Below are 25071 nucleotides of genomic sequence, written 5' to 3'. Positions count from 1 at the left end.
ATTCTTACACGTTTTTTCTAGTTTTGTAATCGGTTTCCATCAAACTTTTTAGGGGAGGATTTTTTAATGGATGCAAATGTTCAAAAACGCCTAGGCTTAAAAGAACTTGAAAGTAAAATTGTTACTGCTGATGAAGCTGCAGCACTGATTTCTAACGGTGATGTAGTTGGTATGAGTGGATTCACTCGTGCGGGGGACGCAAAAGTTGTTCCTATGGCATTAGTAGAGCGCGCTAAAAACGAAAAATTCAAAATTGATGTATATACAGGGGCTTCTTTAGGACCTGAAGTTGATAATTACTTAGCTGATGCTGGCGTTATTCGCAAACGTGGACCGTTCCAAGGAGATGCTAAGATTCGTAATTTAATTAACTCTGGTGATGTCCTATATGTAGACGCACATCTTTCACATAACGCTGAATTAGTTCGTCAAGGAATTATTGGACCAATTAAATATTTAATCCTTGAAGCTGTTGCTATTACAGAAGATGGATTTATTATCCCAACAAACTCTGTTGGTAACTCACCAATCTTCGCTGAATATGCTGAAAATATTATTGTCGAATTAAATATTTCTCATCCAGAAGCTTTAATTGGTATCCACGATATCTATGTACCAGGTGAGCAAGGTCAACGTGAAGCAATCCCAATGACTGATGCTATGCAACGCATTGGTGACATCGGTATTAAAGTAGATCCAGCTAAAATTAAAGCGATTGTTATTTCTGAAGAGCCAGATGCTCCTTCATTAATCGTTCCGCCAGATGAAGAAACACAAACAATGGCGAACATTTTATTAGATTTCTTCAGCGATGAAATTAAAGCTGGTCGCTTAACAAAACAATTAATGCCATTACAATCTGGTGTAGGTTCTGTTGCAAACGCTGTACTTGACGGCTTCGCAAATTCAGAATTTGAAGATTTAGTTGTTGCTTCTGAAGTACTTCAAGATGCAGTATTCAACTTAATTGATGCTGGTAAAGTTAAATTTGCAGCAGCTACTTCAATTACACTGACTGAAGAATTACAGAAAAAAGTATATGGCAATCTAGAGAAATACGCTGATAAAATTTGCCTACGTCCACAAGAAATTTCTAACCACCCAGAGCTTATCCGTCGTTTGGGTCTAATCTCAATCAACACTGCTCTTGAATTAGATATCTATGGCAACGTAAACTCAACACACGTATCAGGTACTCGTATGATGAACGGTATCGGTGGTTCAGGTGACTTTGCACGTAACGCACGTCTAGGTATTTTCGTTACTAAATCATACGCAAAAGGCGGCGCTATCTCTTCAATCGTGCCAATGGTTTCTCACGTTGACCACACTGAACATGATGTTGATGTAATCGTAACTGAGCAAGGTATTGCTGACTTACGTGGTCTTGCGCCACAAGAGCGTGTACCTTTAATTATCGAAAACTGTGCACACCCAGATTACAAAGAACAACTTTGGGATTACTATAACCGTGCTCTAGAAGCAACTGGTGGCCATCAAACACCTCATATTTTAGAGGAAGCACTTTCTTGGCACGTAAACCTTGGTAAAAACAAAACAATGAAAAAAGAAATTGCTAAAGCTTAATTTCATATTTCAGGAACGCTTCATAAGTTGAAAAACTTATGAGGCGTTCTTTTTTTTCGGGAATGGTATAATCAGTGTTGGACTATCTTACTAAATACATAACTTTCCATCGGAGGAGCAATGAAGAAACTTATCTATTTAATTATATTCTTTTCATTTTTCGACCTATTTACCCAGCTTCCTATCATGAGTACATATGCTGAATCCTTAGGGGCATCAGCCTTCTTTACTGGATTGGCTGTAGGTATGTATTCTCTTTCCAATACATTTGGTAATATTATCTCTGGTTTTTTAACGGATCGTAAGGGACCATTCGTTATTTTAATCCTAGGTCTACTAACAACAGGTCTTTCACTTACACTTTATAATTTAGTAGAAGATCCTATTGTTCTATTAGTAGTCCGCTTTGCACATGGATTAGTTGCGGGCTTAATTGTTCCTGCTGCATTCACATTTTTAGCAAATGCAACTGAACAAGAGAAAAGAGGTAAGGGTAGTGCTATCTCTGGAGCTTTTGTTGGCATTGCCGCAATAATCGGCCCTGCATTTAGTGGCATTTTAGCGAGTCGTACTAGCGTACCATTCGTTTTTAATATAACAGCAAGCTTTATGCTCTTGTTGAGTGTACTCGCCTTCTTTTTACTAAAATCAAAGCAAGTAAAAATAGAAAAATCTGCGCCAATTACAAACATCCCTATTCATGTACTTTTTACTAATACAGGTACATTAAAAGCCTTCTCAAGTGCATTCTTTTTAATGTTTTCTCAAGGGGTTATTGCCTATCTCCTTCCTCTAAAAGTACAATCTTTAGGCTTTGATTCACGCTTAAGTGGCACTTTGATGAGTACATTCGGAATTATTGCTGTACTCGTATTTATTTTGCCGACTAACCGTATTTTCGATAGGGTGGCACCAATTAAAACATTATCACTAGGTATAAGTTTAATGGGGATCAGTCAATTATTAATTAGTCAGGCGGATTCAAGTACGTTACTTTATATTGCAATGGCCTGCTATGGTATCGGGTTTGGCTTCTTGTTCCCATCAGTCAATTCACTTTTAATCGACTCTACGACTGCTGAAATCCGCGGAAAAGCCTATGGTTATTTTTATGCCTTCTTCTCACTAGGAGTCGTCCTAGGTTCCTCATTGCTCGGATGGCTCTCACTAGGTATTGTCAGCGGCTTTATATTTACTGGAATTGTATTATTAGTATTTGCATTGATCATTATATGTACACAAAAAAGACCTTCTCACGTTGAATGAGAAGGTTTTGTTATTATTTATCTTGTTCCTGAATTTCTCCATTGTAGTAATTGATACCTGTATGTCCCCCACCTTCAGCAACCATTTCGTTTGAAGCTATTTTTGTTGGAGACGTTCCAGCTTCTGTCGCTACTTCAGTCGATATACGCTTTGATATGTCTTTGTGCATCTCCATATTCGTTGTATTCAAATAAGATGCTAATTTAGATTTTGTACTATTAAACATACTTAATGCTTTATCACGATTTTCTTTTTTACTTAAATAAGATGCTGCTACAGCTAACCCCGCAATTACAACACCTGTTCTTTTTCCTTTTGCCATTATAAATCCCTCCCAAAAATATTGAAACTGGCTCTATAATATATCTTTTCCTTATTATTTGAGGACTAAACATAATTTTTATATACGTTACAGCATATATATAAAGAGAGATCATCTATAATCCTTCGTCTACCATATAAACAAAATCATAGTAAGTCTGTATGTTCCCAGACATAGTTAATCAACCTCCTACTAAATTTCATTGTAGGTATCTATTTTTTGCTTATCACCAAAAATAAGGAATGTTATTTAAAGTACCCAATTGAAATTAAATTAAATCCCATGTTATGGTAAATATTTATGATTATAAAGGACATTTAAAGGGAAATAATGTATTAACACTAATAATTGGAGAGTGATTATCATGAAAGATTTGGACTCAGTATATGATTGGGTAGACATGGCTTCATTAGTAGGTGGAGCAGGCTTCTTAACAGTATTAATTTATAGTATTTTACTGTAAGGAGTAGCATGGATGATTTGCAAAAATCAATTATGACTCAGCATAATTGTTGCTGTTGCTTCGCTTTCGCACATAAAACATTTGTTACTATCGCTTTGCTTTCGCGCAGAAAACATTTGCCGCTGGAAGCTTTAACTTCTTTCAGCGAATGTTTTACAAAAACATTTACTGAAAGAAGTTAAAAGGCAATCCGCTTTCTACCAAGCAGATTGCCTTATTTTTATCCCGCATTAACGGGTAGTAAGTTTCACTTTATTGTTTTACATCATTATAATCATTAGACTTTTCAAATGCTGCAACTACATACGAGCAAACAGCTTCCATTTTATAGCCTTTCTCACGTGCATAAGCTGCAGCATGATCCAGCAATTTTTTTGCCACACCTTGGCCACGGAGCTTATCTGATACATATGTGTGATCCATTACCATTACTTGACCCTTTTGTTGCCATGTAATTTCCGCTAATCTTTCCCCTTCTTGCTCATAGGCAAAAGCAAGCTTATTTTCTGCTAGCTGTTGTAATTGAAATTCCATTTCTCACCACTCCTTTTTTTCATAGTAACACAGCTTTTTTTATGTAGCACTTAAAAAAGTACATCCCTTGAAAAATAAAAGAATCTGCTACCTTCCTCTAGCAATCAAGAGAAAGTGTTGCAGATTCTTTTCTATGAATTAATTAAACCAGGACGCAATTGTATCCTTTAAATTAGCAAAGAAATTTTTCACACTTTCCCAGAATCCTTTATCTTCCATTAGTGATCCGAATTTATCTTTAATCGTACTGCTAATATCATCTAATTGTTTAGACCATTTACCAAAATCAATGTCTAGTTTACTAATTTTATTCATCAAATCAACTAGCAATTGACGGTCCTTGTCACTTAAATTAATTTCAAGCTTGTTTAATTGCTCTTGCACAATCTTTTCAACTTCTTCTTTAGTTGCTGGCTTCGAGTCTGCAATTTCTTTTTTGATTTCCGTTAGTAATTGCGCAACCTTAGCATCGTCCACGCCTGCCGATTGCGTAAGAGTAGTTGCTACTGATAGTTCATCATTTGCAACATCTGTACGATCAGTATCTAGCTTTTCACCTGTTGTTACTTCGTAAGCTTTATATATTCCCACAAGCGCTGAATGGCCTGTTACTGCCTTAGGCGCAGCCACCTGTACTGTTGCATCTTCAATACCTGCAGTTAGCATGGCATTTGCATACATTTCAGAAGTAACCTGTGTAATATTTGACGGTGTAACAATTTCAATAACTAAGCCTTCTCCTGCATTCTTGCGCGTAATTTTGGCAGAAGAATACATACGAGAGCTTGAATTACTATCTTTAATATATTTAGCTAAGTCTTGACCTGAAACTGTTATTTCTTCAACTTCAGGCTCTTCGTTCACTTTTAATGACTTTTTAACAGACTCTTTTTCAGTCTCAGATAAGTTTGCACCGTATACGACGATTGGTGCTCCTAGCTTTTCATCAATTGCTTTAGGTGGCGTATTATCAGCTGCAAAACTTGTTGCTGGTGCCATCACGCCAAATACTAACATAGTCGCCGTTAGTATTTTTATCCACGTTTTTTTCAAATTGTGTGACCCCTTTCATTAGAAAACTCATTTGGCCTGTATAATGTTTGCCAATCAATTATACCTCGGCATAATTGCCGCTGTCGCTTCGCTTTCGCGCAGAAAACATTTGCCGCTGTCGCTTCGCTTTCGCGCAGAAAACATTTGCCGCTGTCGCTACAGATAAACAATGCGTCCGGATTCGGCTTTGCGCCTAGGCCTGCACGAGGGCCGACACGATGTCGGTCATTTCGGTAATGCCACAGGACGTGGCGTTTTTACCGATGCAGGTCAGTTAGCTGTTATCGCATGGATGCGATGTTTTTAGGCTAACATCCTTTATTGAGCTCCTTCCCGAATCCGTGACATCTGCCGGAGGCTATACCTTTTTTCAGCGGATGTTTGGTCTCACGCTAAAGAAGGTAAGCAATAATTAGTACGAAAAAAAGACGAGAAGGTTTCAAAGCAGCTCTCGTCATTTTCTTTAATTTCATTTAGTAACAAAAACACTTGTAGCTGACGCTTCGCTTTCGCTACAGAAAACACTTGTATCTGTCACTTCGCTTTCGCTACAAAAACACTCGCTGAAAGAAGTTAAATTTCCTCTGTCCAACCGTCCTGCTGTTTTACCTTACCAGCTTTCATAAGCGTACCTAACGCTCGTTTAAATGCACCTTTACTCATTTTAAACATTTCTTGAACTTCATCAGGTGAGGATTTATCGCCAAATGGCATTTTGCCCCCTACCTCTTGTAGATAATTTAAAATTCTTTGTGCATCATCTGAAAGACGCTCATGTTTACGTGGTAAAAGTGAACCATTCATTGAACCATCATCTTTTACATCAATAATACGAACATCTACATCTTGTCCAAGACGAGGTTCTGCATTACGCTCTGACTCATGAACAAAAATACGGTACGGGATCTCCACACCTAATAAAAATGAGCCAACTGGTAATAAACGATATGGACGCGCCTTAATGTTTTTATTGTGCAGTTCTTCAAATGCACCTTCATATAATTCCGAAATTTTTTCTTCAGTTGCTAAACGTCCAAATAAATCACCATTGCGATCTGTGCGTAATGTCATAAATAAATGGTCGCCTGGTGCTGGCCAAAGTTCTATTATTGCAGGTAAATCTTCAGCTTTTACTAGCACCTCACGTGAAGTACCGATATCTACAAAAGCCCCTTCACGCTCGACTACTTTTAGAACACGAGCCCAGCCATATTCCCCTTGTACGAAAGCTGGAATAGCTGTTGTAGCCGCTAAATCGCCACGACGATCCGCAAATAAAAATACTTCAAGGCGGTCACCTATTGCAAGTGGCTCTGTTACCTCTGAAGCATTTAAGGGCAGTTCGTCAACTCCATTTGTTAAGATCCATTTCGATGCTTGTTGTTCTAATACAGTTAACGTAACAACTTCACCTGATTTTAATTCGTTCATATTGTCTTCCTTTCCCTCTTAACATCATTTTCACAAAAACTTTAGAAATTATGATGTGTTCTAGATGCCTCTAGTTTTTTAACGATGTCCGGATTTTCTTCCATTACTTGCACAAGATCCGCAATTCGATCGATTGAGTTCCAACTTAAATGATGTTCAATTCCTTCTACATCATCGTAAATTCGCTCTTCATCTACACCAATGATTCGCAAAAATTGCTCTAGAAGCTCATGGCGCAGTACAAGACGTTTTCCAAGCTTTTCTCCTTTAGGCGTCAATGTAAGGCCACGGTATTTTTCATAAACTAAATAACCATCTTTATCTAATTTTTGAACCATTTTCGTAACAGAAGAAGGAAGAACAGATAATGCTTCAGCAATGTCAGACACACGAGCATACCCTTTATTTGTGATTAATAAGTATATTTGTTCGATATGGTCCTCCATACTAGGTGTTGGCATATCCTTTTCCCTCTCTTTCCTTTTCTTACTCTCTAGTTTACTACAAGCTTGCCTTAAAAGTTAACTGAAAATACATATGCAAAAAAAACAATACATGTGCACCCTAAAAAGAACCAACTTCATATGTTGGCTCCCGTATAGTTGGAAAATTTGTGTCAATGAAATTGAGGTATCTTTAAATAAAGTATTGTCTTTGGCAAAGCGAGGGGTTGATTTCCGTTCCGACTGGGCGCTTTCCTGGGGGCGTCCGATGAGCCGCTTCACTCGCGTTGCTCGCTCCAGGGTCTCGGGCCAACACGATGTTGGTCACGAAGGCGTTATCACAGGATGTGATGCTCTTAGCCTTCGTTCCTCTATCGCTAATCCCCAAGGAGTCGCCCAGTCTCCACTTCAATCAACCACTTCACTTAGAATGTATCTTCTAGCATGACATTCTAATTTATAACGATAAAACGAAACTTCAGCAACAAATGTTTTAAGTGCGAAAGTGTAGCGGCAGCAAAAGGGTTTTATCTGCGTGAAAGCGAAGCGGCAGCGGCAACATCAGATGTACAAACTCGTCAATGTTATAAGTCTATTCAGTTCAATTATAATGAGTAGCCAAAGCGTTCACTTTTGAAATGCATAAAATTTATAATAGCTCCACACTATTGTTGATTGGAGTGGAAGGATACTCGACTCCCGTGGGAAAGCGAGACAGGTGAGACCCTGCAAGGAGCGCAGCGGAGGAAGCGGCTCGACGCTCGCCCACAGGAGGCTCTGCTCTGCGCGAAAGCGAAGCGTCAGCGGCAAAGCGAGCAGCCTGGAACGGAAATCACCCTCATTTAATGCATCACATCATTCACTAAGATTTCCTTGACCATTTTGTTTTTCAAAAACATGAAAAGCCAACTTCATATAGAAGTTGGCTCTGCCTTATGTCGAGGATGCTTATTTACCACATGTAATGCATGAATAATCTCTTTATTGATTCGTTCAATATTTTCAGGAGTATTCATCATTCTAAATGCTTCATCTCGGGTTTCCATAGATGTAACATACTTGCTAGGCAATGCATTTAGTGTAAGTGCCACTGCGTCAAGTTCACAGATTTCACATTTACAAAATGTTTGATATTCCGGTCCTCGTAGTAGAAAACTTACTAAACCACGCACAATTTCCTCTGTAACATTTACTAAAATAGGATCTGACATATTCAAACCTTCGCCTCATTTATATTTAATTGTTACATTATTCCTGAAACCATAATAACGTTAACGAAGCTTTTTTTCAAGAATCGCTAGTAGCATCTATATCAAAACATATTACTAACTCCTTAGAATGATTTAATTTCCTACAAACTTCCTCCAGATTATATCTTATTCACCATTTCTTAGTTTTGATTAATCGCAATGAGTTAAACACAACTAGTAACGTAGCACCCATATCTGCAAAGATCGCAATCCATAATGTTAGCCATCCAGGGATAACGAGTAACAAGGCAACTAATTTTAGGGCTAAGGCAAATATAATGTTCTCTTTAATGATGCGTAATGTTTTCCTACTTAAGCCAATCGTATAAGGAAGCTTTGTTAAATCATCACCCATTAATGCGATATCCGCAGTTTCTAGTGCTGCATCAGTGCCAGCACCTCCCATTGCAATACCAACATCGGCTGAGGCAAGTGCAGGTGCATCATTAACACCATCTCCTACCATCGCTACTGCACCATACTGTGCACGTAAATCTTTAATGGCCATTAATTTTTCTGCTGGTAATAAACTTGCTCTCACATCTGTCATATTTAAAGAAGTTGCAATTGCCTGTGCTGTTGGCTCTGCATCACCTGTTAGCATAACTTTATGCTTCACTTTTAAACCATTTAATTTATTCAAGACATCTTTACTTTCTTGACGTAATTGATCAGCAATACCAATCATGCCTATAAACTGATCATTACTAACAGCTGCTACAACTGTTTTACCCTGTTGTTGAAGTTTTTCAACCTGTTCTTTTATCATTTCATCAACAGTCGTTAATGTAGCAATCCATTTTAAGCTTCCTACATAGATTATTTGACCGTCTACCGTTGCGTAGGCACCCTTTCCTGTTACGGATTGAAAGTCTGTTGGTATAAGCTCTGTTAAATTTTTCTCATGCAATGCCTGTAAAATTGCTTTAGCTAATGGATGCTGTGATTGCTTTTCAACGGCCGCTACTAGCTGTAAAACATAATCCTCAGACATCTGTTGCGATGTAAAAATATCCGTTACAGCAGGTTGACCTTTTGTAAGTGTTCCTGTCTTATCAAATGCTATTGCTTCAATATGACCAAGCTGCTCTAAATGAATTCCGCCTTTAATAAGAACACCTTGTCTAGCAGCATTCCCGATTGCCGTAACAATAGCAACTGGTGTAGAAACGACTAATGCACATGGACAACCTACAACAAGGACAGCTAATCCTTGGTAAATCCAATGTTGCCAATCACCTATAAATAAAGGAGGGATAACCGCTACAAGTAAAGCTACAATCATAATTGCAGGCGTGTAGTATTTCGCAAAGCGATCAACGAATTGCTGCGAAGGTGCTTTTTCTGCCTGGGCTTCTTCAACAAGATGAATGATTTTTGCAATTGTTGTGTCCTCTACTCGCTTTGTCACACGAACCTCTAGGGCACCTTCTTCATTTAATGTTCCTGCAAATACTTCGTCATCCACTGTTTTACTGACCGGAATAGATTCACCTGTAATCGCTGCCTGGTTCACTGCTGACAATCCACTAACTACAATTCCGTCCATTGCAATCTTCTGACCAGGTTTAACGATTAAAATGTCACCAATCTCAATCTCCTCCGTTGGCAGCTCCATCTCATGGAAATGTTCGCCATGCGCTCGCTTTATCGTTGCTGTTGGTGGAGCTATATCCATTAGCTGACGAATTGATTGACGCGCCTTATCCATTGAATACGCTTCAAGTGCTTCACTTACAGCAAATAAAAAGACAACAACGGCCGCTTCTTCCCATTCTCCTATAATGGCTGCACCGATTACTGCAATGGTCATCAGCGTCTTCATATCAAATTCAAAGCGCGCTAGATTGCGGAAACCCGTTTTGAAAATTCCAATTCCCCCGACTAGAATCGCGATAATAAACATCCCAATAGTTAGTGGCTCAGTTTCACTACGCATTGCTCCAAACACATATCCAAGCACTATGAATAACAAGGAGATTCCAGCTAATATATTTTCTGTTTTTCGATAAAAAGGTGTTGATTTTTCAATTGTTCTTACTGTTGATTGGGATACTTTTATGCCGTCGAAGGCACCTGCTTCTTCAAGCTGATCAGCGTCAATATTACCAATAACCATTATTTTAGAAGCACCAAAATTCACTTGTGCATCCTGGACCTCAGGAATAGCCTTCACGTTTTTTTCGAATTTTGCTGCACAGCTGGCGCAGGATAAGTTTTGTAGCCTGTATTCTTGTTTAGTTGGTGTCGCTGCCATTTGCAATCCCCTCTTTCACATGTTCGTAGGCAATCGTTACAATTTGATACACATGCTCATCAGCTAAAGAGTAGTACATTTGCTTTCCTTTACGATAGGATTTCGCTAAATTATTATCTTTCAAATATCGTAAATGATGCGATGCTGTTGCTACTGAAGAGCCGATAATGGAAGCAACATCGCAAACACACAATTCATCTTTGACCGTTAAGGCATACGCAATTTTAAGTCTTGTTTCATCAGATAATGCCTTTAAAAATTTTGCTACTCCTGATAGATCTGGCATTTGCTGTTGTACCTTAATGACAGCTTCTTCATGAACATGTGTTATCTCACATACTTCTTTTGGCATTTTTCTTCACCTCATTCAAATGTTTGTTTGATTGTTTTCAATATAACATAATATCCCATCATATTCAAACGATTATTTGAATGTAAATGATTTATATCACAAATTTAAAAATGTTTTTATTTAAATTACTACTCATGCATATAAAAGCAAAAAAGCTATCACTTTAATGTGATAACTTTGGCATGTTGTTGTGATAATGAAATTATGGTGACATATTAAACAAAGTGGAGTTTAATAAGGCATGCTAAGAGGTTGATTGAAGTGGAGACTGAGCGACTCCTTGGGGATCAGCGGATAGAGGAACGAAGGCTAAAAGCATCACATCCTGTGATAACGCCTTCGTGACCAACATCGTGTTGGCCCAAGCGGCTCATCGGACGCCCCCAGGAAGCTCTGCTCTGCGCGAAAGCGAAGCGTCAGCGGCAAATGTTTTATCTGTGCGAAAGCGAAGCGGCAGCAACAAAGCGCTCAGTCGAAACGGAAATCAACCCCTCGCTTTGCTGAGAAACCATGTTTTCTTAATATAAAACCCTATAGATTCTTATAGCTTCTCTTCCTACCGTGCTTTTAATCGCAACGTTTTACCTTTAATATCTTCTTTTCTCACAAACGTTTGATGATAATCTCCATTAGCCCAATCCATTACTTGATCTTGATACCAAGCTGATTTTACATGTCCACTCTGTCCGGGACCAACGATATGATAGGCTGAACTTAAATCACCAACATCAACAACAAAGCGCCATGATGCCCCATGATTAACATTTCCAGCTAAGTCATTATCAGCAGCCTGAACAGTAACCTTTGAACCACCAATAGGAACCTTTTTAGCATTAAAATATGCTGCAAGAATCGGCGAAGCTTTACCTAATGTATGGTCAAAGGTAAGCTGATGGAAGTTACCCCATTTCCATTTCGATACGTTTTTTCCGAATTGATTTTCTATTTGTGCGACAGTGAGCTCTAACGCCTTGTAAACTGTTGCATCTACTCCACCCTGTTCATCAATCCATATGCTCTTCTTACCGGCATAAGCTGTGCGTAAAAGTTGGTCTGTAATATTAAACTTCCCATACATTAATTCATACATATCTTCTGGCATCTGATCCTTAAATAACACTTCCTGTAATTTTTCCATTAATGTATGGAACACTAATGGCGCCCCTGAATCCTTTGCATCTACCATGTCCCAATTCTCTAATAACTTAATAACATCTTTATATTTTCCATCCTGATCTTGTGCTTTTATTGATGTTAATAAATATGGTAAAAACTCACGAGCATATAGGTTATGCTGATCCATTTGTAAATTCATCATGTCTTCCACTGTTAAAGAGTCATTCGCCGCTAAAATTTCCTTAATCCGTTCAAAACGATAAGGCTGTGCCCAGAAATCTGTTATATGATAAGGATATTCTTCCCCAATAACTTCATTATTCGCTGTTGCAATAAAGCCTTCATCTGGGTTTACTACAGTCGGAAGCTCATCCCACGGGATAAAGCCATCCCACCCATAGTCACTAGAATCACCCGGTACCGGCAATTGTCCGTCCCCTTGTTTTCGAATCGGAATTTGACCATTCGCTTTATACGCAATTGTGCCATCCTTTGATGCAAAAACGAAATTTTGAGCTGGTGCCTTAAAATCCTCTAATGCTTTTTCAAATTCACTCCAGGATTTTGACTTATTAAAGCCTAACACTGCACGTAGTTCTGTCGTCGGTTGCAGTGCCGTCCACTGCATCGAAAATTGTGCTGTAGGCTCAGTATCTTTAAAAGCTAAATCTGTCATGATTGGGCCGTGACGTGTGACGACGACATTAAAATCTACCGTTTCTCCGTCTTTTACCTTTATCGGTTCATTGCGCACCTCTGCTTGCTCCCACTTGCCATCAAAGCGGAACTGTGTTGGATTATTCGGATTTGGTATTTCAATATATAAATCCTGTACATCAGGTCCAACATTTGTTACACCCCATGCAATGTTATCGTTGTGACCTAAAATAATGCCCGGGACACCTGCAAAGATTACGCCACTCACATTTTGCTCAGGAGATTGCAGATGCATTTGATACCAAATAGATGGTGTACTCAATCCTAAATGTGGATCATCTGCTAAAATTGGCGTGCCGTTTTTTGTTTTTTTCCCCGATACAACCCAGTTATTACTGCCGTTAAATTCATTTGGCAACAGCTCTGTCTTAAAATGCCCTGCCACGGCTACGGGATTTTCTTTATTTGCCTTGATAATAGATGAAGCGTTTTTAGGATACTTTATAAATAATTCTTTAGCTTTTTCTTCACCAAAGTTTTGTAAAGCCCAATGACGGAACGCAAGCGTATTCCAATTCCCCCCTAAGTCATAGGCCATATATTTACCAATAGTAAGAGAGTCTACAACGGACCATTCCTCCGGTTCGTAGCCTAGTAAAGCAAATTCATAGCTTAATGTATTATTTTTCTTAGCCTGTGTAATAAAAGCATTGACGCCATCTGCAAACCATTCAAGTACCTGTCTACTTTCTGCATCATAGGTAGATAATGATTTTTCAGCTGCATCACGCAAGCTAAACGTTCGGAAATGTTTGTCAGTATCAATAGTTGCCTCACCGATTATTTCCGACAAACGACCACTAGCTTGTCTTCGCGCTAAATCCATTTGAAACAGCCGATCTTGCGCTTGAACATATCCTTGTGCACGATACAAATCTGCATTTGTCTTTGCAAAAATATGAGGTATACCCTTGTCATCCCTTGTGACAGTTACATCTTCATCTAGCACGCTCAACGAAAGCTCTCCATCAATTACTGGTTTTGATTTATTCATAAACCATGTAATTCCAATAAATGCGACAATAGCTACTACAGCTAAAAATCCCGCTATAGCCAGTAGCCACTTTTTCCACGTAAACTTTCTCACATCCCTACCCCCTTTTTGCAATATATTCTTTTACACGCTTTCAAATCCTTTTAAAAGTTTTGAAATTTAAATCCTTTCCGATTCCTGACACAATTATGTTGAGGCATAATTGATTATTTATTGCGTTGCAGTAAAAAAAAAAAAATCGTATTTCTTTTTAGAAAATACGATTTTTCATAGAAACTAGTTATTAAGCTGTAATTCAATTGGACAATGATCACTGCCCATAATTTGTGAATGAATGCTTGCCACATTAATTTTGTTCTTTAGTCTTTCAGAAACAATAAAGTAGTCAATACGCCATCCGATATTACGTTCGCGTACTTTATTCATATAAGACCACCATGTATAGTGATCTGTTGTATCTGGATACATGTAGCGGAATGAATCTACAAAACCACTTGCCAATAGCTCCGTCATTTTTTCACGTTCTTCATATGTAAAACCTGAATTACCAACATTAGACTTCGCATTTTTTAAATCAATGTCCATATGTGCGACGTTTAAATCACCGCAGTAGACTATAGGTTTCTTAGAATCTAACTCTTTTAAATATAACGCTAATCGATCCTCCCATTTTAAACGAAGAGGTAGTCTAGCTAAATCACGCTGTGAATTCGGAGTATAAACATTCACTAAGTAAAAATCTTCATACTCTAGTGTAATAATTCTCCCCTCTTCCTGCGATTCATCGTCACCAACACCATAACGTACTGCAAGTGGGGTATGTTTTGTAAAGATGGCTGTACCTGAATAACCTTTCTTCTCTGCATAATTCCAATATTGCTCATATCCCTCAAGTGAAATCTCCACTTGTTCAGCCTGACACTTTGTTTCTTGAATACAGAAAAAATCTGCATCTACATGATTGAAGAAATCTAAAAACCCTTTACCTAAGCAGGCTCTAATCCCATTAACATTCCATGATATAAACTTCATTTTCTGTTTCACTCCTCAAAAAAACGCCCTCCACCATTAGCGAAGGGCGTAGTATCCTATAATTCGTCACCAACGATTTTTACTTCTGTTTCTAAGTCGATGCCAAACTTTTCTTTAACTACTCGTTGTACCATTTGGATTGTTGCAATATAGTCAGTAGCCGTTGCATTACCTTTATTAACAATAAAGCCTGCATGCTTCGTTGATACCTCTGCATCACCTACGCCTTTTCCTTGTAAGCCACTATCTTGAATAAGCTTGCCAGCAAAGTAACCTGGTGGGCGCTTAAAAACACTTCCTGCAGATGGGTATTCTAACGGCTGCTTAGATTCTCGCTGAAACGTTAAATCAGCAATTTTCGCATCAATTTCTTCCTGTACACCTTTTGCTAATTGAAATTCGGATGATAATACATAATACCCCTTCTTGGCAATGATACTATGTCGATAACTAAGTTCAAGTTCATCTTTCGATAATATTAAAATTTCGCCTTCTTTTGTTAATACTTTCGAAGAAATAATAATATCCTTAATTTCACCGCCATATGCACCTGCATTCATTGCCATAGCTCCACCAACTGAGCCAGGGATACCACATGCAAATTCAAAACCTGTTAAAGATGCAGCCGCAGCCAGTTTCGATACATCCTTAATAAGTGCACCGCTTTGCGCGTAAACATGGTCACCATTAATGCGAATCTCATCTAAAAATGAAAATGTAACAACGATCCCTCGATGACCGCCATCACGAACGACCATATTAGATCCATTACCTAACATTAATAAAGGTATATTATTCTTATGGGCATAGCGAATAACCGTTGCTGCCTCTTCCTCTGTTTCAACGAGAACGAAAACATCCGCTTTACCACCTAATTTTGTCATAGTATATTGCTGCAATGATTCATCTAACTTAATATTGGCCGGATTAACGCTCTTTGCTAAATCCGCCACCCATTGTTCTTTTGTCATGAGAGCTAATTCCTTTCTAACGTCCTTCTTACTCTACACTAGTATGGATTTAGAACCCTAATTTGACAAGTAAAATGAAGGTTATTTTTTTCTCGCCTTAACGGGTAGCGAGAGTCCCTGCTGAGATGATGAATATGATAAAGAAATTTCATGGTCATTCGTATTACATATGTCCAATGTTTATCTATCCATCAGAAAATTCGAGATAGACTTCACACTTATCTTCTACTGAAAGAAGTTAAAGCCAACTCGATGCCCATGATTCAATATTACGGATTGCTCCTTCTAATGCCCAACCTTTATCCGTCAAAGAATACTCAACACGTACTGGTACCTCTGAATATACTTTTCGTTCAACAAGCCCTTCTTTTTCTAGCTCTTTTAAACGTTCGGATAATAAACGACCGCTTACAGGTAATGAAGATTCTATCTCATTGAAGCGCTGTGGTCCGTCTAATAATTGATATAAAATTAGCCCTGTCCAGCGTTTTCCAATTAAATCCATTGCTTTAGCTAAACGAGGACATAAATTTGACTCACTCATTTTTTTCACCTCTTATGTACTCTATTGTAACGATTATTTTTAAAAAAGTAAATTTAAAGTAACTTATTTACTAACAATAATCTGTTTACTATTTTTCATTTAATTACTAAATGTAACTTATAAATGTTTTATCATTTTGGAATTTGATTTAGATTCAATTTTAAAGTAGGTAACTACTACCTTATCTAACTCTGCCCTTATAGTATTTATATAAAAATAACGATGCCATAGAAATTACCCATGACCGTTCAATTAGAGGTGAGTAATGGTCGTTTAATATCTGCATTGAAAATGGCAACTTACTTCTATATAGATGCGCATGATTTTATTATTATGACTCCTTCCATTGTTGTATCCCTTTTTAAAAGAAAAGATAACGTACGGTTATGACCTTATGTTGACAAAACTGTCTTACGGATTAGGGTTTTTATACTCTTTTTAAACATTCACAAAATGAACTTTTATCAATGTAATATTCTCTCATTTTTTCTAAAAACTCGTTGAATATCTGAATTGTTTATTTTATTATTCATGTAAGATATCAGTTTGGTATGCTTTTCCAACAAAAAAGTATGCGATTGATTTTAGTCGTTCAACTATTGGCATTTCTGTACGACATATGATGATATCAAAAATATATGGTGTATTTGAATCGTACGATGCAGAAATAGTTTTTCCAGACATTGAACAAATGGCGGGTGCAAACATTTTATTCACAATCGCTGTTGCTAGTGTCTCAACGAAAAACTTCGGTCTTTATGTGCTTGTATCTCCCTTATTTTTTCGACGCTGACATTTATCCAAAAATTTCATTTACGTCTACATATATTGAAAAACTAGAAGATAAGGAGTTTGCTATACATGGCGATTTAACTAATCAATTATGCCTCGTCATAATTGTTGCTGTCGCTTCGCTTTCGCTACAGATAAACAATGCGTCCGGAATCGGCTTTGTGCTTGATTCCTTTCTGATTTCCGTGACATCCGCCTTTATAACGACTTCAAGCACAATATTTCATAGATTGGAGGCCTTTTATGGTTGGGTTTGATGAATTCTCTTTTATACCCAGTTTTATTTCAATAATGTTTTTTATCGTGTTCGGTATTATAGCTTTTACTATTATTAAAGGTATCTTACAATGGTCGAAAAACAACAATGAACCATTATTAACAGTACCCGCTAAAGTCGTAACAAAACGTTCGAATACTAGTGGAGGTTCTGGTAACTCTAGTGCCTATACATCGTACTATGTAACGTTCGAAGTACAAAGTGGCAATCGTCTAGAATTAAAAATGAATGGTCGTGATTATGGACAGCTTGCAGAAGATGACCTTGGCTTATTAACATTTCAAGGAACACGTTATCATACATTTGAGCGACACAAAAAGGAGAGCAGCGTTTAACAACGCACTCTCCTTTTAACATTTCATTATTACTTAATTAAATATTTAGCAAAGCCACCTTCTGTATCTCCTAAATATTCGATATTACTACCTGCAGGAATGACTTTTTGCGCATCCTTAGCAGAGTTGTAAATGATTTTCGTATTTGCTGGGAACGGTACAAATGACCAGTTGTTATCCGCAGCAGGATTAATTGTTTTATTTTCCATAACGTAATCAATGACAGCTTGGCGATTTTCATAAGCATAGTTTGTTATATTAGAGCCATCTGTATTTTTAAATGTGGTACCATAAGAACCACCCACGCGGTAATTGTTCGTAATGATGATAAATTCTTGATTTAAATCGATTGGTTTACCGTTGTATTGTACGTTTTTAATACGATTTGCTTTTTCATCTACCAGAATACCTCGACTATCATATTTCGCCGGAGATGTTACATCGATTTGATATGTTAAACCATCTAATACGTCAAAATTGTAAGAACGTGCCTCTGGGTCAATAATATTTTGTTCTTCAGTTTTATTTGGATCAATTGTTGCAAAAATACCAGCAGCCATTTCTAACCATTCAACTGCTTGTGCACCTGTTACTTTAATCGTTGCAACCGTATTATCGTAATAATAAATGTCTGCCATATTTTTAATCGCAAGCGGACCTACAGGAATGTTCGTGTAATCTGAAGGGTTGTTACGAGACCCTGCTTTGAAAGGTGCACCAGCAGAAAGAATTGGTGTGTTTTCATCAGCGGTACCTTTTAATTCTTTCTCAATAAACCATTTTTGAGCTTGTGTCACAATTTGAATAGAAGGGTCATCTTGAACCATTGAGAAGTAGCTATGGATTGGTGCAGTTGTCTCACCAACAGGCTGACGTATATACTTCAACGTACCTTCATGCGCTTCTTTAATTACATTTAAAACTGTTTTAGATGGTTGTAAGCCTTCTTGTTTGATAGAACGGATAGAACCCTGCCCATCCACTACAACCCATTTAGAGCCTTGTTGTTCTAGTTTTAAATCAATGACTCCAAGATAGCTACCATAGCTTCCTGCCATAACAGTAGGCACACCGTTAATTGTCCCTTTTTCTTGATCAACATTTTTAAGATTTTTATAGTCACCTGGGAATGTTAAATGAGAGTGACCAGTAATTAAAGCGTCGACCCCCTCAATCTCAGAGATTTGATATCCAACGTTTTCGTTACCTTTTACGTAAGAATCCTCACCAATACCTGAGTGTGAAAGTACTACAATTACGTCTGCACCTGCTTTTTGCATTTCTGGTACAACCTCTTTCACCGCTTCAACTGGTTCTTGCATTTCTACTTTGCCTGCTAAATGAACAGCATCCCATTCAACAATTTTCGTAGGTACGATACCTGTAACGCCAACTTTAAGTGTGTGCTTTTTACCTTTATTGTCTACAACCTCTTTATCAAGAATTACATAAGGTGTATACATACGCTCTTTCGTTTTAGCGTCGTATGTGTTTGCATTTACGACTGGATATTTTGCATCATTTAATACTTCATCTAAAAACTCTAAACCATAGTTGAACTCATGGTTCCCTAAAGTTCCACCATCATATTTCAGTGCATTTAGTGCTGCAATAGCTGGATGAACTTCACCTGGTTTTAAAACGCTCTCCAATGCTTTATAAGATCCTAGTGGCGTTCCTTGAATTAAATCGCCATTATCAAATAATAATGTGTTTGGATTCTCAGTACGGGCTTGTTCAATTAATGTTGCTGTGTTTGCTAAACCTATATCAGCTGATTCAGTATCTAAAAAATAATTATAATTTGCAAGGTTTGTATGAATATCTGTTGTTCCTAAAATTTGAAGATCTACATTAGTTGTAGATGTAGGTAATTTGTATTCGGCTACAAAGCGTTCAATAATACTTTGCATTTGTTCAGTTGTGACATAGTCATCAGGACGAATTGTGTTATCTTCAAACCCTTGTAATATGTTTGCAGCAACGGCATTTGCTATATCTTGCTTATGTGTTGTTGCAACTTTATCTACATCTTTAAACTGATCTAATACAGAAAGTGGAGCGTTTTCATTGACTAATCCACGAGCAGAAATAACAAATGCTTGTTGACGTGTCAATTTATCATTTGGATCAAACAATGTCGCAGTTTTACCTTTAATAAGCTTCAATTCTACTGCTTTTTCTACATACGGGGCTAAATCCTTAGAGACATCAGTGAAGGCAATTTTAGAACCATCACCTAGCTCTACATTTAAGCTTTCTACTAATTCTTTCACATAATCCCCACGTGTTACATCGTTTGATGCAGCATTTGCGGATAGTCCAAATGGTAAGACCGCGAATAGAACAAGTAACATCGCCAAGAATTTAGTCATTAATTTCTTATTCATGAAACACCCTCCTTAAAAATCTAATATTTTCCTACAATTTCTATTATATTATACTAATTGCTTTATTTACTGAACGAATAGTCCTAATTGTATGTATTTTTAACCAAATAACAAAACACTTTACTCGAAAACGATAGATTACTATCATTTCACCAATATGATGTTATTAAATGTAAATCAAGAATAAGCGCATAATATCAATATTTTAGTCCTCCTCAGCATTACCATACCTCTATGAAAGAAATAAAAAAAGTCCTCTCAAATTAGAGAGAACTTTTATTAAAAATTAATTTATTATGCATTTACAGTTTGTAAAGATTGGGCAACTTTTTTAACCGCTTCTAGGCCATTTGCAATAATTTCTTGTGCTTTATCTTGTGACGCGTTATGGCCTTCAATGATAACCTCTTCGATAATTTCCATACCGAACATGCCAACAACGTTTTTGATGTAGTTAACTGACATTTCCATTGGTTGTGCTTCAGGTGCTGAATAGTAACCACCACGAGCATTTAAGATAACAACTTTTTTGTCACCCATTAAGCCTTCTAATTGACCGTTTTCATTATATTTAAATGTATAACCAGCTTGGAATACATAGTCGATGAAAGTTTGTAATTTCGCTGGGATTGTTAAGTTCCAAAGTGGGAAAGCAAATACAACAACATCAGCTGCAGTTAAAGCATCCATAGCTTTTTGTTTTGCTGCTAAAAGACGTGATTCAATGTCAGTTAACGCTTCACCGTTTTGAACTTTACCAAAAGCATTGAAAAGATCTTGACCGAAGTAAGGCATATCTTCTGCGAATACGTCAAAAGTTGTTACATCTACACCTTGTACATTTTCCATAAATGTGTCATACATTTTTGTTGAAATACCGTCTGGACGGTTGTTTGCTTTTACTACTAATACATTCATTATATAAATTCTCCCTTAAAATCAAAGTTTAATATCTCGAATTCAAGATATATAAGTATATTAAAAAAATTTACGAAAAAAGTCAACGCTAGTAGACTCAGACTTTTGACCGAAATGTAATTGATTCAAATTTACCCCATAACGTAAAGTTTCTTTCCATTCCGACCGAGCGCTTTCCTGGGGGCGTCCGATGAGCCGCTTCAGGGTCTCATCTATGACGCTATGATTTGACTCCAAGGAGTCGCCCTGCCTCCATTCCAATCAACTTCGCCACACGATATGCGTTTAACAAAGGTCATCCCCTTTTGATCTATGTGTTAGGTTGTTTTGGAGTGTGAAATGAACTTCCCCGAGCTTCTTCGAGTATTCTGTAAGGGAACCCAACCTTTTCGAGGTCCTTACCTGAGTGTCGTTATAGTCAGATCAGCTTCTATTATTTCTTACCTTTCTCCATCAGAATTAAAATTTACAACTATCATCGGTACAAACTCCACCATCTTCAGAGCCTGCCATCTTTAATCCTGGTTGTATGCCTTCTTCCTCAGCAACTTTACGTAAAGTTTCTTCAAATACTTCTTGAGGTTGTGCCCCAGAAATACCGTACTTACGATTTAACACAAAGAACGGTACCCCTCTTACGCCAAGCTGTAGCCCTTCTTGTATATCTGTCTCTACGTCTATTTTAAAATCATCGTTAGATAGAACCTTTGCAACTTCATCACGGTTCAGACCTACTTGCACAGCAATATCGATTAATACATCGTCCTGACCAATACGCTTTGCTTCAATAAAATAACTGTATAATAGTGCTTCGACAAGTGCTGTAACATCCCCTTGCTTTTCTGCCCATTTTACTAGACGATGCGCTTTTAATGTATTTTCCTCCATTGAATTATCAAAGTTATACTCTAGACCAACTTCTTTAGCGCGAGCAGCAACACCTTGCGTCATTTCCTTCGCTTTTTCTAGCGACATTCCATACTTTTTCGCCAATGCTTCATACGTAGACACATTAGTATCCACAGGTGTTGTTGGGTCAAGTTGATAGCTTTTATAAACAAGCTCTACCTGCCCTGCAAAACCCGTATCCTGAATCGCCTGCTCTAGTTGCTTTTTACCAATATAACAAAATGGACATACATAATCTGACCAGATTTCAATTTTCATAGGTAGTCACGCTCCTTTTGCTACATTGTAGCGATAGTAAATACAGCAAGGCAATTTTTATGCTTCATTGCATAAATTTTCAAATCAATCTACATACTGAACGTAAAAACAATGTGAGGGTTATGTATGACACAATCTCTTTGGCTCGGAACAATTGATCCCGTCTCGCTACCATCGCTTCCTGCATCAACAACTTGTGATGTATGTATAATCGGTGGAGGATTGACGGGACTATATACAGCATATGTCTTAGCAAAATCAGGAGTAGAGGTGGTCTTACTTGAGGCAAATTCCCATATCGGTCATGGTACGACTGGTAATTCAACAGGAAAATTAACTGCACAGCATAGCTTAGTTTATGCCAACCTTATTGAAAAACTTTCTGTAGATGAGGCACGACTCTATTATCAGCTCAACCAAATAGCTGTAGAGAAAGCATTGCAGTTACTTCCTAAAGAAAGTATTCAACAAGTAGATTCCTTGCTTTATTGCCAAACAAAAGAAGGCTATGCCCAATTATTAAAAGAATGGAATGCCTATAAAGTATTAAATATTAAGGCGAAAATCACTTCTGATACAGAGCTTCCCTTCCCAGTTACAAAAGCACTTAGCATGTCCCAACAAGCTCAAATACATCCAGTAGAAGCTTGTAATTTCCTTGTAAAAGAAGCATTATCAATGGGCGCAAAAATCTACACAAATACCCGTGTTCAGCAATTAAACATACCTCAGAATAGCTTACATACCGCAAACAATATGTCGGTTCAATACAACAAGCTTATTTTGTGCACACACTATCCAATCGAAGCCTTTAGAGGACTTCAGCTTTTTAAACTTTCTAATAGTCGCTCCTATATGGTTGCTAGCAAAATTACCGATACACTACAAGGTCAATATTTATGCGTAGATAATCCTACCCGCTCTATTCGGACAGCTACGATTAACGACGAGCATTATCTAGTGTTAGGCGGAGCTAATCATATTGCAGGTGAAACGACTAATACGGAGCCCTATTATGAGGCCATTCAAAATGAAATGAAGGCGCATTTCGATCAGGAGGCAATCTATCGCTGGTCAGCGCAGGACATTGAAACACCTGATATGGTCCCTTATGTTGGCAGGATTACACCATCCTTGCCTAATGTTTTCATTGCAACTGGCTATCGAAAATGGGGAATTTCCAATTCTTTTGTAGCGGGAGATATCCTATCATCCCTAATAACAGGAGCTGGGAATGAGGATGGTGCCATTCCTCTTTACTCGCCGGCACGTACGAAATTCGGGGCACAGTTTATGCAGATGCTAAAGGTAGGAGGCTTTGTAGCTAAGGAGTTCGTGACTGGTTATGTGAAACATGCTAATACACCAACTTGCACGCATTTAGGCTGTAAAACAAAATGGAATGAAGCCGACGAAACATGGGATTGCCCTTGTCATGGCTCTCGTTTTAATGCCAAAGGAGAAGTTCTTGAAGGTCCTGCTGTACACCCATTAAAACTAGATTAAAAAGGGGCTGGGACTGAACTCGATTATTTTGATAAATAGCGAAAATAGATAATAACTTTTTTGCTTCAACAAGTAAAGTGTTCCTTCCTAAATCAAAAAAAATGTTAGACCGAAATACAATCGGTCTAACATTTTTTCTTTTTGTCCCAGCATCTTTTTATTATTTCAATGCATCAGTTAAAACTGGAACGATTTGTTTTTTACGGGATACAACACCCGGTAAAAGAACGCGATTATTCACAAGCTCCGCGCCAAATCCTTTTGCTGCAGCCTCAGCTACTTGTCCAACTGCAACGGCTGTTGAATCATTGTTTAAAATATCTGTTACAACAAAGAAGAATAAACCTAAGCCATTTTCCGCTACATTTTTATTTAATAAAATTTCTAATTCTTCTTGGCGACCAAGTACATCGTTAATATCGACAGCATTTACTTGAGCTACTACAGATTTATATTCACCGAATTGAAATTCTTTTGCATCTAATGATAAAAGATCTTCTAATGATTTATCTGAAAGGTCAGCACCTGCTTTAAGCATTGCTAAACCGTATTCAGCAGCATCAACACCTGCAATTTTCGCTAGCTCCTCACCAGCTTTTACATCTTGCTCAGTGCAAGTTGGAGATTTGAATAATAATGTATCAGAAACAATAGCAGAAAGCATTAATCCAGCAATGTTTGCAGGAATTGCTACGCCATGTTCTTTGAAGATTTTGTTTAGAATTGTTGCAGTACAGCCTACAGGTTCTGCACGGTAGTATAGTGGATCTGCCGTTTGGAAGTTGGCAATACGGTGATGATCAATGACCTCTGTAATTTGTACCTCTTCAATGCCGTCAGCAGATTGCTGGAATTCATTGTGGTCTACAAGGATTACTTTTTCTGCTTCTCCAACTACTGATGAAATTAAACGAGGTGCTTCAAAGCCAAATTTATCTAAAGCAAATTGAGTTTCGTTATTTACTTCTCCAAGGCGTACCGCTTCAGCATCAACGCCAATTTGCTGTTTTAAATATGCATATACAATTGCAGATGTAATTGTGTCTGTATCTGGATTTTTATGACCAAAAACTAAAACTTTACTCATTGAATTTATTCCTCCTGAATGGCAATAACATTTATATTTTATTTTATCATACCTTATGAGCAAACATGATATAAAGTGAAAGTTTATCTATAAAGGATCTACTACCAATATACAAATCAATGATGCCTCAGCATAATTGCGTCCGGAATCGGCTTTGTGCTTTGGCCGGCAGATGTTTTTTTGCGCGAAAGCCTAGCGTCAGCGGCAGATGTTTTTTGCGCGAAAGCGAAGCGACAGCAACAAGGTTTTATCTGTGCGAAAGTGCAG

The 25071-nt window shown here is 37.7% G+C and carries 22 protein-coding genes; 6 read left to right on the top strand and 16 right to left on the bottom strand.

Going from position 1 to position 25071, the window contains the following annotated elements:
• Nucleotides 1–66: 66 nt before the first annotated feature.
• Together scpC and ACIQ7T_RS10615 are read left to right on the top strand one after the other, a co-directional pair.
• On the top strand, nucleotides 67–1587 hold the full coding sequence (scpC, locus tag ACIQ7T_RS10620; protein WP_370079973.1) for a succinyl-CoA:acetate CoA-transferase ScpC: 1521 nt from the start codon (nucleotides 67–69) through the stop codon (nucleotides 1585–1587).
• A 120-nt stretch (nucleotides 1588–1707) separates the two neighbouring features.
• The gene (locus tag ACIQ7T_RS10615) at nucleotides 1708–2853 is read left to right on the top strand and encodes an MFS transporter (RefSeq protein WP_402870204.1); all 1146 of its coding nucleotides are present in this window, start codon (nucleotides 1708–1710) and stop codon (nucleotides 2851–2853) included.
• Between the two features lie 13 nt (nucleotides 2854–2866).
• On the opposite strand, the gene ACIQ7T_RS10610 is transcribed toward ACIQ7T_RS10615, so the two are convergent.
• The 5 genes from ACIQ7T_RS10610 to mntR form a co-directional block, all read right to left on the bottom strand.
• Nucleotides 2867–3175, bottom strand: coding sequence for a hypothetical protein (locus ACIQ7T_RS10610; protein ID WP_370079977.1), 309 nt, complete (start codon nucleotides 3173–3175; stop codon nucleotides 2867–2869).
• A gap of 715 nt (nucleotides 3176–3890) precedes the next feature.
• A complete protein-coding gene (locus tag ACIQ7T_RS10605; RefSeq protein WP_370079979.1) occupies nucleotides 3891–4172 on the bottom strand; it encodes a GNAT family N-acetyltransferase in 282 nt (93 codons plus the stop codon).
• A 138-nt stretch (nucleotides 4173–4310) separates the two neighbouring features.
• Nucleotides 4311–5225, bottom strand: coding sequence for a DUF1002 domain-containing protein (locus ACIQ7T_RS10600; RefSeq protein WP_370079981.1), 915 nt, complete (start codon nucleotides 5223–5225; stop codon nucleotides 4311–4313).
• A gap of 573 nt (nucleotides 5226–5798) precedes the next feature.
• The gene (locus ACIQ7T_RS10595; protein ID WP_370079983.1) at nucleotides 5799–6656 is read right to left on the bottom strand and encodes a CvfB family protein; all 858 of its coding nucleotides are present in this window, start codon (nucleotides 6654–6656) and stop codon (nucleotides 5799–5801) included.
• Nucleotides 6657–6697: 41 nt separating this feature from the next.
• The gene (gene mntR / locus ACIQ7T_RS10590) at nucleotides 6698–7117 is read right to left on the bottom strand and encodes a transcriptional regulator MntR (protein ID WP_132361580.1); all 420 of its coding nucleotides are present in this window, start codon (nucleotides 7115–7117) and stop codon (nucleotides 6698–6700) included.
• Between the two features lie 250 nt (nucleotides 7118–7367).
• Between mntR and ACIQ7T_RS10585 the strand changes: the two genes are divergently transcribed.
• Complete coding sequence (locus ACIQ7T_RS10585) at nucleotides 7368–7547, top strand: hypothetical protein (RefSeq protein ID WP_402870200.1); 180 nt, start codon at nucleotides 7368–7370, stop codon at nucleotides 7545–7547.
• Between the two features lie 463 nt (nucleotides 7548–8010).
• Here ACIQ7T_RS10585 and ACIQ7T_RS10580 read toward each other — a convergent pair whose 3' ends face one another.
• The 7 genes from ACIQ7T_RS10580 to ACIQ7T_RS10550 all read right to left on the bottom strand — a co-directional run bounded on the left by ACIQ7T_RS10580 (nucleotide 8011) and on the right by ACIQ7T_RS10550 (nucleotide 16332).
• The gene (locus ACIQ7T_RS10580; protein WP_370080102.1) at nucleotides 8011–8310 is read right to left on the bottom strand and encodes a late competence development ComFB family protein; all 300 of its coding nucleotides are present in this window, start codon (nucleotides 8308–8310) and stop codon (nucleotides 8011–8013) included.
• 169 nt (nucleotides 8311–8479) lie between these two features.
• Nucleotides 8480–10606 (bottom strand): heavy metal translocating P-type ATPase, encoded by a 2127-nt coding sequence (locus ACIQ7T_RS10575; RefSeq protein ID WP_370079985.1) that lies wholly within the window; start codon nucleotides 10604–10606, stop codon nucleotides 8480–8482.
• Complete coding sequence (locus ACIQ7T_RS10570) at nucleotides 10587–10958, bottom strand: ArsR/SmtB family transcription factor (protein WP_370079987.1); 372 nt, start codon at nucleotides 10956–10958, stop codon at nucleotides 10587–10589. Before ACIQ7T_RS10570 ends, ACIQ7T_RS10575 begins: the two co-directional genes overlap by 20 nt.
• 556 nt (nucleotides 10959–11514) lie before the next feature.
• The gene (locus ACIQ7T_RS10565; RefSeq protein WP_402870197.1) at nucleotides 11515–13878 is read right to left on the bottom strand and encodes a penicillin acylase family protein; all 2364 of its coding nucleotides are present in this window, start codon (nucleotides 13876–13878) and stop codon (nucleotides 11515–11517) included.
• Between the two features lie 183 nt (nucleotides 13879–14061).
• Nucleotides 14062–14817, bottom strand: coding sequence for an exodeoxyribonuclease III (locus tag ACIQ7T_RS10560; RefSeq protein WP_402870195.1), 756 nt, complete (start codon nucleotides 14815–14817; stop codon nucleotides 14062–14064).
• Nucleotides 14818–14873: 56 nt separating this feature from the next.
• Entirely contained in the window at nucleotides 14874–15788 is a 915-nt protein-coding gene (murB, locus tag ACIQ7T_RS10555; protein ID WP_370079993.1) for a UDP-N-acetylmuramate dehydrogenase, read from the bottom strand.
• A gap of 238 nt (nucleotides 15789–16026) precedes the next feature.
• Nucleotides 16027–16332 (bottom strand): winged helix-turn-helix transcriptional regulator, encoded by a 306-nt coding sequence (locus tag ACIQ7T_RS10550; RefSeq protein WP_370079995.1) that lies wholly within the window; start codon nucleotides 16330–16332, stop codon nucleotides 16027–16029.
• A 622-nt stretch (nucleotides 16333–16954) separates the two neighbouring features.
• Here ACIQ7T_RS10550 and ACIQ7T_RS10545 point away from each other — a divergent pair.
• Complete coding sequence (locus ACIQ7T_RS10545) at nucleotides 16955–17125, top strand: hypothetical protein (protein WP_402870192.1); 171 nt, start codon at nucleotides 16955–16957, stop codon at nucleotides 17123–17125.
• 242 nt (nucleotides 17126–17367) lie between these two features.
• Entirely contained in the window at nucleotides 17368–17736 is a 369-nt protein-coding gene (locus ACIQ7T_RS10540) for a DUF2500 domain-containing protein (protein ID WP_402870189.1), read from the top strand.
• A gap of 29 nt (nucleotides 17737–17765) precedes the next feature.
• Here the strand turns inward: ACIQ7T_RS10540 and ACIQ7T_RS10535 are convergent, their stop codons facing one another.
• The 3 genes from ACIQ7T_RS10535 to ACIQ7T_RS10525 all read right to left on the bottom strand — a co-directional run bounded on the left by ACIQ7T_RS10535 (nucleotide 17766) and on the right by ACIQ7T_RS10525 (nucleotide 22211).
• Complete coding sequence (locus ACIQ7T_RS10535; protein WP_370080001.1) at nucleotides 17766–20126, bottom strand: bifunctional 2',3'-cyclic-nucleotide 2'-phosphodiesterase/3'-nucleotidase; 2361 nt, start codon at nucleotides 20124–20126, stop codon at nucleotides 17766–17768.
• Nucleotides 20127–20420: 294 nt separating this feature from the next.
• Nucleotides 20421–21044 (bottom strand): FMN-dependent NADH-azoreductase, encoded by a 624-nt coding sequence (locus tag ACIQ7T_RS10530; RefSeq protein ID WP_386845956.1) that lies wholly within the window; start codon nucleotides 21042–21044, stop codon nucleotides 20421–20423.
• 459 nt (nucleotides 21045–21503) lie between these two features.
• The gene (locus ACIQ7T_RS10525; RefSeq protein ID WP_402870184.1) at nucleotides 21504–22211 is read right to left on the bottom strand and encodes a DsbA family oxidoreductase; all 708 of its coding nucleotides are present in this window, start codon (nucleotides 22209–22211) and stop codon (nucleotides 21504–21506) included.
• A gap of 126 nt (nucleotides 22212–22337) precedes the next feature.
• Between ACIQ7T_RS10525 and ACIQ7T_RS10520 the strand changes: the two genes are divergently transcribed.
• Nucleotides 22338–23717 carry an FAD-dependent oxidoreductase gene (locus ACIQ7T_RS10520; RefSeq protein ID WP_402870181.1) on the top strand — a complete coding sequence of 460 codons (1380 nt, stop codon included), beginning with the start codon at nucleotides 22338–22340 and terminating at the stop codon, nucleotides 23715–23717.
• A gap of 160 nt (nucleotides 23718–23877) precedes the next feature.
• Here the strand turns inward: ACIQ7T_RS10520 and ACIQ7T_RS10515 are convergent, their stop codons facing one another.
• Nucleotides 23878–24804 carry a manganese-dependent inorganic pyrophosphatase gene (locus ACIQ7T_RS10515; protein WP_402870178.1) on the bottom strand — a complete coding sequence of 309 codons (927 nt, stop codon included), beginning with the start codon at nucleotides 24802–24804 and terminating at the stop codon, nucleotides 23878–23880.
• Nucleotides 24805–25071 lie beyond the last annotated feature (267 nt).

It is taken from the genome of Lysinibacillus sp. NPDC096212 (assembly GCF_044763105.1).
Classification (GTDB): Bacteria; Bacillota; Bacilli; order Bacillales_A; family Planococcaceae; genus Lysinibacillus.
Note: the sequence above shows the minus strand (reverse complement) of the source record. Positions and strands in the feature narration are given on the sequence as shown.